This window comes from Bradyrhizobium sp. CCGUVB23 (genome assembly GCF_024199885.1).
Taxonomy (GTDB): Bacteria; Pseudomonadota; Alphaproteobacteria; order Rhizobiales; family Xanthobacteraceae; genus Bradyrhizobium.
In genome coordinates, this window is sequence record NZ_JANADQ010000001.1 from 7,976,542 (window position 1) to 7,989,535 (window position 12,994).

Sequence of the window (12,994 nt, forward strand, 5' to 3'; positions counted from 1 at the left end):
TTTGAATCCAGTTTTCGAAGCGCCCGCGGAAGGCGCCTGAGGCGTAACATGTCGAACTGGTCTCCTGACAATGGGGAGGGACGGGATGGCTAAGACCGTCCTGATCGTGGAGGACAACGAGCTCAACATGAAGCTCTTCCGCGACCTGTTGGAGGCGCACGGCTATCAGACCTCGGGCACCAGCAATGGCTACGAGGCGCTCGATCTCGTTCGCAAGATGCGTCCCGATCTCGTGCTCATGGATATCCAGTTGCCGCAGGTGTCGGGGCTCGAGGTGACGCGCTGGATCAAGGACGATCCGGAGCTGCGCAACATTCCCGTCGTCGCAGTGACCGCATTCGCGATGAAGGGTGACGAAGAGCGCATACGCGAAGGTGGCTGCGAGGCGTATCTTTCCAAGCCGATCTCGGTCGGCAAGTTCATTGAGACGGTCCGGCGTTTTATCGGGTAGGGAGTGCATTTCAGTGTCCGCGCGTATCCTCGTCGTCGATGACGTCCCTGCCAACGTCAAAATGCTGGAAGCCCGCCTCTCCGCCGAATATTTCGATGTGATGACGGCCTCGAACGGCGCTGAGGCGCTGGCGATCTGCCTCCGCGCCGAGTGCGACATCATCCTGCTGGACGTCATGATGCCCGACATGGACGGGTTCGAGGTCTGCCGCCGCCTGAAGACCGATCCGCTGACGCACCACATTCCCGTCGTGATGGTGACCGCACTCGACAGCCCCGCCGACCGCATCCGCGGCCTGGAAGCGGGCGCCGACGATTTCCTCACCAAGCCCGTCTCGGACGTCGTGCTGATCGCGCGCGTGCGCTCGCTGACGCGGCTGAAGATGATGACGGACGAGCTGCGCATGCGTGCCATCACCTCGCTCGAGATCGGCGTGCAGGCGCCGGAGCGCAGCGCGGTGGCCGACACCGGGAAGGGCGGCCGCATCCTCCTGGTCGACGACCGCCAGTCCTCCTATGAACGGCTGGCGTCGCTGCTTGCCGCCGAGCACACCGTCGACGTCGAGCCCAATCCGACGGAGGCGCTGTTCCACGCCGCTGAGGGCAATTACGACCTGCTGATCGTCTCGCTCGACCTCAACAATTTCGATGGTTTGAGGCTGTGCAGCCAGGCGCGCTCGCTGGAGCGCACCCGCCACGTTCCGATCCTCGCCATTTCGGACGCCGAGAGCGGCACGCGGCTGCTCCGCGGGCTCGAGATCGGCGTCAATGACTATCTGCTCCGCCCCGTCGACAAGAACGAGCTGCTCGCGCGTGCGCGCACGCAGATCCGCCGCCGCCGCTACACCGATCATCTGCGCGACAACGTGCAGAACTCGATCGAGATGGCGATTACCGACGCGCTCACCGGCCTGCACAATCGCCGCTACATGGAGAGCCATCTGGCGACGCTCGCCGAGCAGGCCTCGACGCGCGGCAAGCCGCTGGCGCTGATGATTCTGGACATCGACTATTTCAAGTCGATCAACGACAATTACGGGCATGATGCCGGCGACGACGTCTTGCGCGAATTCGCGGTGCGCGTGCGCAAATCGATCCGCGGCATCGATCTCGCCTGTCGCTATGGCGGCGAGGAGTTCGTCATCGTGATGCCGGAGACCGATCTGCACGTTGCCGGCATGGTCGCCGAGCGCCTGCGCCGCTCGATCGCGGGCGAGCCGTTTTCCGTCCACAAGGGCACCAGGCGCATCGAGGTCACGATCTCGATCGGCCTGACCACGCTGGAGCAGAAGGGCGAGGCCGTCGCCGACGTGCTCAAGCGCGCCGACACCGCGCTCTATCGTGCCAAGCACGATGGCCGCAACCGCGTGGTCTCTCAGGCGGCGTGAGGCTGGAGGCGTGGTTCAGGGCAGGTGAGGGGCGCGCTGTTCTCGCCGCCCGCTCCGCTGGCATTCCGCGCGAAAGCGGGGAATCCAGTAGCGCGGCGTCTCCGTATCCAACGACCGTCTCTGGAATACTGGATCACCCGCTCCAGTGCGCAATTGCGCACAAGGCGGGTGATGATACCGTGCGATACGGCGGCGGCGCGCGCTTGCGCTGCTCCGCGCTCGGCTCCTACGACATGGCCTGGCGCATTGGCGTTGCGGTCGGGCTTGCCGCCGGCATCATCCAGTTCGCACTGCTCCGCCCCGATCGTTGCCGACGGTGTTGCAAACGGCGTAGGCATCGTCGGCTTCTGCCCATTTGTTGGGCGAAGCGCTGCTGCGTGAAGCAGCGTGCGTGGCGCCTGTCGCAAGGCAGCAAGCTGGAATCGATGCGCATTCAGTGGGTTGAGCGAGAAGCGTCGATGGCGTGAATTTTGCTTCTTCTTAACCCAGGAATTGGAACCGTCACTGACGCTTTCCGATCTGGCGACAAGGGAAAGGCCGATAAGCCATGAGGCTGGTCGCCGCCAGTCTCCAGCCATCGACGCTCGACGACCTCATCGCGCCGAGCCGCGAACATTGTGTCCCGAAAATCCGAGCTGATCACGCTGGCCCGATCGCGCCGGCGCGAACGCTCGTCTCGCGGGTTCCAGTCAAGGCAATTGCCGGAAGACATCTCTTGCGACTTGGGAGGATGACGATGGAATCAAGAATATCCACGCGCCAAAGGCTCGTGACATTGGTGGTCGCGCTGTTGGGAATTGCGCTGCTCTACCTCGCCCTCGGCGATGTTGCTCTTGCCGAGGACGCAGCGCCGCCGGCTTGCGGCGGCAAGATCCTCGAGAAGTGCACGCCCAATCCCGGCGACACCGCCTGGATGCTCACCTCCGTTGCACTGGTGCTGATGATGACGGTTCCGGGGCTTGGGCTGTTCTATGGCGGCATGGTGCGCAAGAAGAACGTCGGCGACACCGTGATGACGAGCTTTGCGGTGACGTGCCTCGTCACGATCCTGTTCGCGATCCTGACCTACAGCCTGGCCTTTCGCGCCGGCACGCCGTTTATCGGCGGGCTCGACCGTATGTTCCTGAAGGACATCCTGAGCGACATCGGCAAGGGCGGGATCGGCAATCCCAATCCGCTCGCGGCGACGATTCCCGAAAGCGTCTACATCTGCTTCCAGATGACGTTTGCCATCATCACGCCGGCGCTGATCGCAGGAGCCTTCGCCGAGCGGATGAAATTCTCCGCGATGCTCTGGTTCATCGGCCTGTGGGCGATCTTCGTCTATGCGCCGATCGCGCATTGGGTGTGGGGCCCTGACGGGATCTTCGCCTCCGGCAACGACGCCGCCTGGGTCAAGGTGCTCGATTTCGCCGGCGGGACCGTCGTGCATATCAATGCCGGCGTGGCGGGCCTGATGTGCGCCATCATGCTCGGCAAGCGCAAGGAGACAGGACCCGCCCACAACATGGTGCTGACCTTCATCGGCGCCTCGCTGCTCTGGGTCGGCTGGTTCGGCTTCAACGCGGGCTCGGCGGTGACGGCGGGCATGCAGGCCGGCATGGCGATGCTGGTGACGCAGATCGCAACGGCCGTTGCCGGCTTCACCTGGATGCTGGTCGAGTGGTCGCTCAAGGGCAAGCCGACGGTCGTCGGCATCTGCTCGGGCGCGGTCGCAGGCCTCGTCGCTATCACGCCCGCGTCCGGCTTCGTCGGCCCGATCGGCGCCTTCGTAATCGGCATTGCCGCCGGTGTGCTCTGCTACTGGGGATGCACCGGGCTGAAGGCCATGTTCAGCTATGATGACGCGCTCGATTGCTTCGGTGTTCACGCCGTCGGCGGTATCGTCGGCGCGCTGCTCACCGGCATCTTTGCCGTCGAGCAATATGGCGGCACCGCGGGCGCGCTGGAAGGCAATCCGGGCCAGTTCATCAACCAGTGCATCGGTGTCGCCACGGTGTTCGTCTATGACGCCGTCGTCAGCCTGATCATCCTCTATGTGGTCAAGCTGTTCGTCGGCCTGCGGGTGTCGGAGGATATGGAGCGCGATGGTCTCGATCTCGCGTTGCATGGCGAGGTCGTGCACTAGAGCATGATCCGGACGACAAACGCGGAACGCGTTTGCGCGGAGAGCATGCTCAAACAACAACCTAAAGCGCGATGGTGATTCAATCTCATCGCGCTTTGGATCGCCGGCAATAATAGCGAAGCAATCCGGGCATCCGCGTTGCCCGCGGATGCACCGGCACGGGAGAGGAAACGATGACCGAGATCTTTGCGCAAGGTGACCTGCTGATCGAGCGGGTACCCGATGTGGCGCCGTCGGGTATGCTTGCTGAAACCGCCGAGGGCGCGCCGCTGGTCCTGCTGGAGGGCGAAGCCACCGGACATTGTCATGCGATCCGCGAGCGCGTGACGCTGTTTCGTGACGACGATCTGGCGCGCGACATTCCGGCCGGGCTTTATATCGGGCATCTTCTGATCGGTGCGGCCTGTGCGCGGGTGACGCATGAGGAGCATGCGCCGCTGACGCTGCCGCGGGGGACCTACCGGGTGCGCCGCCAGCGCGAGCTCGGGCCACGCGATGCACGCGTCCTTGCCGACTGAACAGGCGCTGACGGCGGAGCAGACAGCGGCGCTGGGGGATTTTCGCGCGCGGTGGGTTGCCGTCCGGCGCTCGACGGTGCCTGCCGACCGCGGCGCGGCGGCGCAAGCGGTGCAGCTTGCCTATCATGCTGCCGAACTTGCGCCGCCAGCGCGCATCGTCTGGTGCGACAGCCCGCTTACGCTGGCCACGCTTGCCGGCCGGATGTCGCGCGACGACGGTCGCAACGTCCGCTCCCTTCTGGTCGATCGTCTGCGTCGAAAAGTCGATTCGCTGGTCGGAAGGCGGGTCCATCGGAAGGCGCTCGCCACTGTCGAGAGCGCCGTCAATCCCGCCGATCCCCTGGTCGCTGCCGCGACTGATGCGGTGATACGAAGCGTGCCGGAGCAGACTCTGTCCGTGCTGGGTCATCTTCGCCGCTACGGCCTGTCGTGGTCCGGCGTGCGCGAGGCGATGCTTGCACCACGGAGTTTTTCGTCCTGCGCGGTGGGGCCGCACGATTTGTCCTGGCTTGGCATCTACGATTATCTCCGCGAGGTGCTGGGCTTTCATGCCGAGACCGAGCCGCTGCGCGGACTGATGCAGCTTGCGACCAGTGTCGGCTGGTTGCAGCCGCATGAGCAGACCTGCTGGCTCGCGGAACGGCCGAACCGGTTGTGCGGTGACGCGCGCGACCGGTTGCATCACGCGAGCGGTCCAGCGCTGCGCTATCCGGACGGCTGGTCGGTCTGGGCCTGGCGCGGGGTGGAGGTGCCGCGCTGGATCATCGCGCACAGCGACAGAATCACGCTGGCCTCGATCGACGAGCAAGTGGATGTCCAGGTCCGCCGCTGCATGATCGAGATCATGACGCCGGAACGTTATATCGCGCTCGGCGGCGCCACCCGCATCGCCGAGGACGAGACCGGAATCCTGTGGCGGCGTAACTGGCTCGCCGCGGACGCCTGGGCCGCGGTGGAAGTCGTCAATGCCACGCCCGAGCCTGATGGCACGCGCCGGCATTTCTTCCTGCAGGTGCCGGCCAATCTGCGCACCGCACGCGAGGCGGTCGCCTGGACCTACGGCATGCGGACGGAGGCCTATGCGCAACTGGTCCAGAGGACATGAAAGGCTGGGGCGTGCGACGCCGTCGTCGATCAGGTCCGACGCGAGATCGCATCCGCCTGTCTTGCCAAGGCGGACGAGTGGAATGAGCCACCAGGCTTTGTTTCATTGTCCAAGCTTTTTTGCTCGGCGCGCTCGGCGACACGTGTCCCTGCGAAAGCGATGAGCAAGGAACTAACGCACATGATGTTGAGTCGATTGATCGCAGCGATAGCCTTTGGATGCGGTGCGCCTTGGATGATAAGGTAGCCGCGAGATAACTTATCGCGTCAAGATGACTGTCCGATGTTTTGGCCCAAAGCCATTTTGGGTTGTGCTAGTAATCGACTTCCCGCCAGAGCGGGACACTATCTTTTTCAGTTAATTTGGAGGGAAGATCATGCGAATACGCTACGCTTCCTATTTCTTATCAGCCGCGCTTGCCGCCGCAGCTTCGAACGCCTTCGCGGGTGAGGAGGTCCTCGAGTTCAAACTCGTCACTAAGCCGATCGACGTCAAGGTCTTAGAGGTCGCAAACGTCGAGGGACAGACGGTTGCGTCGGGCAAATTGTTTGGCGTCGCCGTCTTCAATGACGGCCGTATCGGGGTGAAAGAGTTCGTGAATACCTCGGACATGCTCAAAGGCTCGGGCTCCTTCTTCGGCTATAGCACTTACACGTTCGAGGAGGGTTCGATCACGGCGCGTTACAGCGGCTCGGCTAAGGACGGCAAGTCAAAGGGCGAGTATACGATCCTTTCGGGTACAGGTGCCTATGCGAACGCTACGGGCACAGGAACGATCGAAAGCGCGCCGAACCCGTTCAAGGGAGTCACCCTGTTAAACATCAAGCTGGTCGTTAAAACTCCCGGCACATAACAGCGTAACATCCGCAGGCTTCTGACAAGGAGGTTGACGGCTCGCGTCGGCGTTGGCGGCCAAATACAGTCGCGTCACCGCCGGTCGGTTGGCTGGATGTCTGCTTATCCGCTGATAGCGGCGGAATAGCAGACATCCCTCAAGCGCCGCTTGGGGCGCAAGCCGACATATCGAAACTACCCGATCTTGGGCATCTCTAGTTTGGGGCAAACCGAGCCCGACCAAGAAGGATCGACAGGACTGCATGAAACACGACGGCGGGCCAAAGAAGCACCCCCACAAACTCGCCCGCGAGAGCGACGTAACCCAAATACAGCGTTACGATTGAGCTATACGCGAGCATCCCGACGAGTGGCGTGGCTGGCCAGCAAGCTATTCCTAGAGCAATCAGGGCGATGCCGGTGACCCGCGCTATCGGTACTGCAACCCCGGCAAGTTGTTGACCGAGCAACATCTGGCCCACCAGAGACGGAGCAAGTAGCAATGCCAATCCTGTGGCAGCCTCGGCGACAGCAGCGAAAACCAGGATCTTTTTCATCGCGCCATTGCATTAATCGCGCTTGCGATAAGTTGCTAATTCTTACCCTGCGTTTGCGGCTCCGGTTCAAGCTTGAACGTCAGCTTGTTGATCTTGCCGGTGAACTTGAACGGAGGATCGTAGCGATACTCGATCAGTGCCAATCCGGTCCGCGTGTCCTGGCCGATGTCGAAGCTTTCATCCTCGGGGAAGGTGATCGGGGTGGTGTGCTCCATCGAATTCCGGGCCACTTCCTTGCCATCGACAGATAGCACGCCGGTACCGCCCTTGCCCAAACCTGGCTCAGCGGATTTGAAATCGACACGATGGTGTGTTTGCCAGCGGTCAATTCAGGCCCCTCCCACATCGTGCGCTTGAGATCGAGCAGGTTGTACAAGAACACCACCCTGCCGCGATCAAATCCGAACTCGCCTTTGCTCAGGAAAAGGCCGTAGCCGCCGAAGCGTCCGCCCTGCGTGACGATCATACCCTCCGCGCCACCCTCGGGGATGTCGACTTCGGCAGTGATGGTGTAGCTCTTGTCTAGGATGTTGGGCGCTGCGCTGGCCGGCGTGCCGATCAGTTCGCCCGAATAGGTAAAGACCGTGCGTCCTGCCGTGAGGCTCGGACGAGGCGTGTTCCAGCGAGTAAGCGTTGTGTTGTCGAGCGGCAGCACGTTGTACTTCTTCGCCTCGGCGTAGAAGGCATCCTGCATCTGCTTGAGCTTGTCCGGCATCTTGGTAGCAAGGTCATTAGACTGCGTCGGATCCTCCTGGACGTTGTAGAGCTCCCAATTGTATCCGGTGATCACGTTCGGTGGCGTCTTGGTGCTCAGCTCCCACGGGAGCGTCGCAGGCGTCGTGGTGGCCACCCATCCGTCCTGATAGATGGCGCGATTGCCGAGCATCTCGAAATATTGCGTGGTGTGCCGGGTGGGTGCGGCGGCGTTCGCATTGTCCCACGCGTACGCCATGCTCACGCCTTCAATCGGAATCTGCTTGATCCCGTTGAGGGTGTCGGGTTGCGGAATGCCGGTCGCCTCGAGGATGGTCGGCACGACGTCAATGACGTGATGGAATTGGCGGCGGATCCCGCCCAAATCCGTGATGTGGCCGGGCCAGGACATGACCACGCCCTGAGCCGTCCCGCCGAAGTGTGATGCCACCTGCTTCACCCACTTGAAGGGCGTGTCCATCGCCCAGGCCCATTCAGCCGCGTAATGCGGGAACGTCCGCTCCGATCCCCAGAACGGATACCAGAGGAACTGATCCTTCACCGGAACGGCAATGCCGTTGAAAGTCGTGAATTCATTCGGCGTTCCGTTGAGCATGCCCTCGGCACTCGCGCCGTTGTCGCCGCCGATGTAGATAATCAAGGTGTTGTCGAGTTCACCGAGGTCTTCGACGGCCTGGACGACCCGTCCGATCTCATGGTCGGCGTAGGCGAGATAGGCTCCATAGACGTCCGCTTGCTTGATGAAGAGCTTCTTCTCGTCCCAGCTCAGGGAGTCCCATTCAGGCAAATCTTTCGGCCAGGGGGTCAGCTTGGCATTCTCGGGCATGATCCCCAGCCGCTTCTGATTGGTAAAGATTTTCTCGCGGACCTTATTCCAGCCATCGTCGAAGAGATGCATGTCGCTGATCTTCTTCACCCACTCAGCAGTCGGGTGATGAGGCGCATGGGTCGCGCCCGGCACGTAGTAGACGAACCAGGGCTTGCCCGGAGCAATCTCCTTGAGTTGCTTAATGTGCTGGATCGCCTCGTCGGCCATCGCCGTCTCCAGGTTCCACCCGGGATTGTTGAGGAAGGGGTAGATGGCCGTCGTATTGCGGAACAGGTTCGGCTGCCACTGGCTCGCATCGCCACCGACAAAACCGTAGAAATAGTCGAAGCCCATACCATTCGGCCATTGATCGAACGGCCCTGCCTGGCTCGCCTGATAGAAGGGTGTGTTGTGGTCCTTGCCGAACCACGAGGTCGCATAACCGTTCGCCTTCAAGATGGTGCCGATCGTGCCTTTCTCGATCGGAATGATCGAGTCGTAACCTGGGAAACCTGTTGCGATTTCGCCAACGACGCCGAAGCCCACCGAGTGATGGTTGCGTCCCGTGATAATCGCGGCCCGCGTCGGCGAGCAAAGCGACGTCGAGTGGAAGTTGGTGTAGCGCAGTCCGGCCTGCGCGATGCGATCCATGGTTAGAGTGGGTATGACACCGCCAAAGGTGCCGGGTGCCCCAAAGCCCTGGTCATCGGTCATGATCAGCAGCACGTTGGGCGCACCCTTGGGAGGCACGACGCGCGGCGGCCACCAAGGCTTCGACTCCGAGGCACTCTCCTTGATCACCCCGCCGAATTTCGGGTCGGGCGGCGGGAGCTGGTTGCCGTCTATCGTGGTGGTGGCACTGGGCGATCCTGGAACGCCGGTGACCTGCTGAGCTGATGTTGAGACGCAACCGAGGGCGAAAAAAGTTGCTGCGACCGCAAGTACGCTGCGATGGATGCTCATGTCCAGCACTCCATTGCGGTAAGGCCAGCCAGAGCGTGTCATCGCCAGGATGACACCATTTGACCTAAATCAACGCGCCAGCTTTTAGTTGGTCCGGTTCCAATGTCCGAGATGGGTCAAAATGCGACGAACTCAGTGTGAGCAAATCTGGTCCGCTGTAACCCACTGACCGGACCTCGACGCGGCGTGCGGACACGTTGCCGATGGGCCACTTCCGGACTCATGCTCCGCAAACAAGAACTTACCCGATGATGGCCATTGAACGGTCCCAGTCAGGAACCGCAGCGGTCGTGGTTAAGCGGTTCAAAGCGTCTGGGGAGGCTGCTTCCCACCCTAAGCTCCCCTGCGATCCTGGTTGCCAATCACGCAGCGCCATGCCGCCAGGCGCTCTGCCGGATGCTGGTTCATCCACTCGGCGAGCTGTGGCGCGCCCATCAGGCAGGACTGCATCGAGATGTCGGCGAAGTCCGAGGTGGTGACGATCTGCTCGTGGCAATCTGTCGGAGAAGAGAGACTGCAGAGCACGGCGATGACCTTGATCACGACAGGGGACCCCCGTCGCTGCGATGGGCTTTGGTGCCGCTGACCGTATGACTCATCGATGCCTTGTCATGCTGCTCCTTGACCGGATCAGCCGCCGGGAAGATGCTGTCATATATCGCAAGGGCTTCTCGAACTAAGCGGGCTTGCTCGCGCTCAGACTTTGAGACAAATCGAATAATCTCGCCCATATTGAATGCTCCTGCTACTATCTGAGGGACCATTCCCTTTATGGCGAAGAATAGGCGCGGCCTTGCTATTCAATCTGTGATGCGTCTCACCATCCGCAGCGTGCTTTGAAAGACTTCGGCGAGCAAACTTCAATTTACTAAACGAGCCTACTGATCGCGAACGCAGCAACGAGAAACACTCCGATAATCAATGCTGGCATGACGTGATCTTCCTCCCTCTCATGTGAACAACGTCTGGCTCAAAGCACGCCAGTTCCTCCACTGCTCGTGTTGATATCGGAGGGCGGTTTCTCAATCTGTGACAGAAATCACGAGCGTCCCAGCAGTGGGCCGTAGGCGTCTAATGGCCGACTACAGCCAGTCGCGACCACCAAAGCATGCTGAAATCTTCATTGCTCTTGCCGCCTGTTCTAAACTGGCCCGCACAATCACGCGATGAAACGGTGCTATCGTCGTAAGATAGATACGCCCCAGTCGGTTATGGCAATGCACCACGGTACCCGCGACCAGCTCGCGCCCATTTGCTGCATCGGCGCGAAGTTGGATGGTGACGCGGAAGTCGAGATGCCAGTCATCCGCGCCCACTACCAACTCCGTCGCGCTCTTTGACAGCACCGGGAAGAAGCCGATAACCGGCCCACGCGCCGCTGCGGCAAGACCGACGGCGCGCGACGATTTGACGGCGACTGTCGCCATCGCCACATCGCGAACACGAGTGAGCGCACGAATCCACCACGCCTGTCGCTCGAGCGCGGCGCGTGCCAGCACCTCTAGATCATCGCTGGCCCCCGCCGGCAGTTGAATTGCAAAGGCGTCCAAAAGGTCCGCGCCCGCGTAAAGCGGCGCAAGCACGCTGTTGCTGGGCATGGGCACGGCGCGCGCTTTGGTCATGCGATTAGGTACCGGACGCTGGGAGGGGCGTCGCGCCGTTGGCGTTGCGGACGATCTTGCCGCCGTAGTCCTTTTTTATATCCACGTGCTCTGCATCGCAACAATCCTGCGGCGCACATGTCTCAGTTGGGTCACTCGCGACTGAGCCGGGCAGTTCTCGCTACCAATCGATGTTCGCTTCGGTCCCCGCCCGCATTTGTACAGAAGCAGCAAATGACGCGAGGGGCCAGAAGCTGACGCTGCCGCGATTGCGACAACTGCGTATCCTCCATATGCTGCCACGCTCCAAACTGCTTCTGCGAGGAGGTCGACGTGATCCGTAAGCACCTGACCGGATTGTTTGGCTCGCTCCTGCTATTTATGGCCTTGGGGGCCCCGGCGTCGGGTCTCGATCTTGGGCGGCGCATTACGGCCTCGCCGTTGCGGGCAGGCGTCGACTCGATTGGGCCCGGCGTGCTGGCCGAGCGCGTGATCGCCGGCTCGCCAGCCGCCCAAGCCGGCGTCGTCTCGGGCGATGTTGTGGTGTCCGTGGACGGTAAACCGCTCGGCGCAGTTGACGACTTCTTGCGAGCGGTCGGAGTGCACCGCGCCGGCGACACCGTTCCTGTGGAGCTGCGCCGCGCCGGCCAACCTCTCACACTTGCCATCAAGCTCGACGGCGTACCGTTCGAGACCGCTCCCGGCATTGATCTCACCTACGACGCCGTGGCGACACCGACCGGACTCCGGCGCACCATCATGACCTCGCCGCAAGCGCCTGCTGTCGGCCGGCGACCGGCTGTGCTGCTGATCGGCGGCATCGGCACTTACAGCGTCGACTATTCCTTCGATCCAGATCACGATGTCGCCGAGCCATACCGGCGCCTGCTCGCTGCCCTCACTCGCCGCGGCTTCGTCACCCTGCGAGTTGAGAAGAGCGGCGTCGGCGACAGCGAGGGTCCTCCGGCCAAGGAGGTCGATCTGGAAGGCGAGCTCGTCGGTTACATCGCCGGCCTGAAGATGCTCAAAGCACGGGCCGACGTCGACCCCGAGCGAGTCTTCATCCTCGGCCACAGCATCGGGAGCGTAGAAGCCCCAATGGCCGCAGCACGCGAGCCGGTGAGAGGCATCGTCGTCATGCAAGGCGTGGGTACCACATGGTTCGAGTACGAACTCGTCAACGTGCGCCGGCAGCTCGAACTCGAGGGGATTGCCCCGGCGGAGGTGGCCAAACGTATGGCGCTCAAGGAATGGGCGATGCATCGCCTGCTGATCGATGGTCAGCCACGCGCAGCGCTGCTCGCTGAACGGCCCGCCGCTGCCGCGATGATCAAGTATCCGGCTTCAGACGCCTACTTGCGCAACGTCGCCGCCCTGAATCTGCCGGCGTTGTGGGCCCCGCTCGACCTACCCGTGTTGGTGGTTTACGGGAATGCGGATTTCATCACCAGCGAGGCTGACAGCCGAGCGATCCTAGAGGACGTCAACCGCGCGCACCCCGGTCGCGGAGAGCTCCGGATTATCGACCACATGGATCACTACCTGACTGACGCTGCCGACCAAGCGACGAGCTTCAAGGCTCCGCGGGCGTGGGATCTAACGCCAGCTCGACATCCGGCTTACCAGGCAGCGGTCGAACCGGTCGTCGGTGATTGGCTGGTGGCCCAAGCAGGCCGAAGCGGTTGAGAAATAGCGAGGTCCGCTTCGGGTCTCGGCTGTGTGAAAACGCAACGGCGCTCAAACTTTGGAGAAAAGCATTCCTTCTGACACCGCTTCCGAGACCACGATGACGATACTGAGCTCTAGTGCTGCGTGATCTGAGAAGTAGATTCTCCACCGTTCGCCAAAGTTCGCGTTTTCACACAGCCAGGGTGGTAAAGCAGACACGCGGCACCGAACCCGGCAGGTCGCCTTGTTACCACCCACAA

Annotated in this window: 12 protein-coding genes and 1 pseudogene; 7 read left to right on the forward strand and 6 right to left on the reverse strand. The window is 61.9% G+C overall.

The features are described 5' to 3' along the window. Nucleotides 1-85 precede the first annotated feature (85 nt). Nucleotides 86-451, forward strand: a complete 366-nt coding sequence (locus tag NLN62_RS37130) for a response regulator (protein WP_027523000.1) — start codon at nt 86-88, stop codon at nt 449-451. 13 nt (nt 452-464) lie between these two features. After that, nucleotides 465-1,838, forward strand: a complete 1,374-nt coding sequence (locus NLN62_RS37135; RefSeq protein ID WP_254112059.1) for a PleD family two-component system response regulator — start codon at nt 465-467, stop codon at nt 1,836-1,838. On the opposite strand, the gene NLN62_RS37140 is transcribed toward NLN62_RS37135, so the two are convergent. Beyond that, nucleotides 1,826-2,176 carry a hypothetical protein gene (locus NLN62_RS37140; protein ID WP_254112060.1) on the reverse strand — a complete coding sequence of 117 codons (351 nt, stop codon included), beginning with the start codon at nt 2,174-2,176 and terminating at the stop codon, nt 1,826-1,828. The two genes, NLN62_RS37135 and NLN62_RS37140, sit on opposite strands and share 13 nt — an antisense overlap. Before the next feature lie 392 nt (nt 2,177-2,568). On the opposite strand from NLN62_RS37140, the gene NLN62_RS37145 reads away from it, so the two are divergent. From NLN62_RS37145 to NLN62_RS37160, 4 genes are all read left to right on the forward strand, one after another. Continuing rightward, the gene (locus NLN62_RS37145; RefSeq protein ID WP_371260486.1) at nt 2,569-3,966 is read left to right on the forward strand and encodes an ammonium transporter; all 1,398 of its coding nucleotides are present in this window, start codon (nt 2,569-2,571) and stop codon (nt 3,964-3,966) included. A gap of 173 nt (nt 3,967-4,139) precedes the next feature. Next, nucleotides 4,140-4,484 (forward strand): hypothetical protein, encoded by a 345-nt coding sequence (locus NLN62_RS37150; protein ID WP_051389742.1) that lies wholly within the window; start codon nt 4,140-4,142, stop codon nt 4,482-4,484. Then, on the forward strand, nt 4,474-5,589 hold the full coding sequence (locus tag NLN62_RS37155; RefSeq protein WP_254112061.1) for a DUF6745 domain-containing protein: 1,116 nt from the start codon (nt 4,474-4,476) through the stop codon (nt 5,587-5,589). The genes NLN62_RS37150 and NLN62_RS37155 overlap by 11 nt, the downstream gene beginning before the upstream one ends. Nucleotides 5,590-5,965: 376 nt before the next feature. Further along, nucleotides 5,966-6,442, forward strand: a complete 477-nt coding sequence (locus NLN62_RS37160; RefSeq protein WP_027522994.1) for a hypothetical protein — start codon at nt 5,966-5,968, stop codon at nt 6,440-6,442. A 196-nt stretch (nt 6,443-6,638) separates the two neighbouring features. Here NLN62_RS37160 and NLN62_RS37165 read toward each other — a convergent pair whose 3' ends face one another. The 5 genes and pseudogenes from NLN62_RS37165 to NLN62_RS37185 form a co-directional block, all read right to left on the reverse strand. Further along, nucleotides 6,639-6,980 carry a hypothetical protein gene (locus NLN62_RS37165; protein WP_027522993.1) on the reverse strand — a complete coding sequence of 114 codons (342 nt, stop codon included), beginning with the start codon at nt 6,978-6,980 and terminating at the stop codon, nt 6,639-6,641. 35 nt (nt 6,981-7,015) lie between these two features. Beyond that, a pseudogene (locus tag NLN62_RS37170) lies at nt 7,016-9,465 on the reverse strand (arylsulfatase). 333 nt (nt 9,466-9,798) lie between these two features. Then, complete coding sequence (locus NLN62_RS37175; protein ID WP_027522991.1) at nt 9,799-10,008, reverse strand: hypothetical protein; 210 nt, start codon at nt 10,006-10,008, stop codon at nt 9,799-9,801. Next, entirely contained in the window at nt 10,005-10,196 is a 192-nt protein-coding gene (locus tag NLN62_RS37180) for a hypothetical protein (RefSeq protein WP_254112062.1), read from the reverse strand. The genes NLN62_RS37175 and NLN62_RS37180 overlap by 4 nt, the downstream gene beginning before the upstream one ends. Nucleotides 10,197-10,547: 351 nt before the next feature. Then, on the reverse strand, nt 10,548-11,087 hold the full coding sequence (locus NLN62_RS37185) for a DUF2867 domain-containing protein (protein WP_254112063.1): 540 nt from the start codon (nt 11,085-11,087) through the stop codon (nt 10,548-10,550). Nucleotides 11,088-11,399: 312 nt separating this feature from the next. Between NLN62_RS37185 and NLN62_RS37190 the strand changes: the two genes are divergently transcribed. Beyond that, entirely contained in the window at nt 11,400-12,752 is a 1,353-nt protein-coding gene (locus NLN62_RS37190) for a PDZ domain-containing protein (RefSeq protein ID WP_254112064.1), read from the forward strand. Nucleotides 12,753-12,994 lie beyond the last annotated feature (242 nt).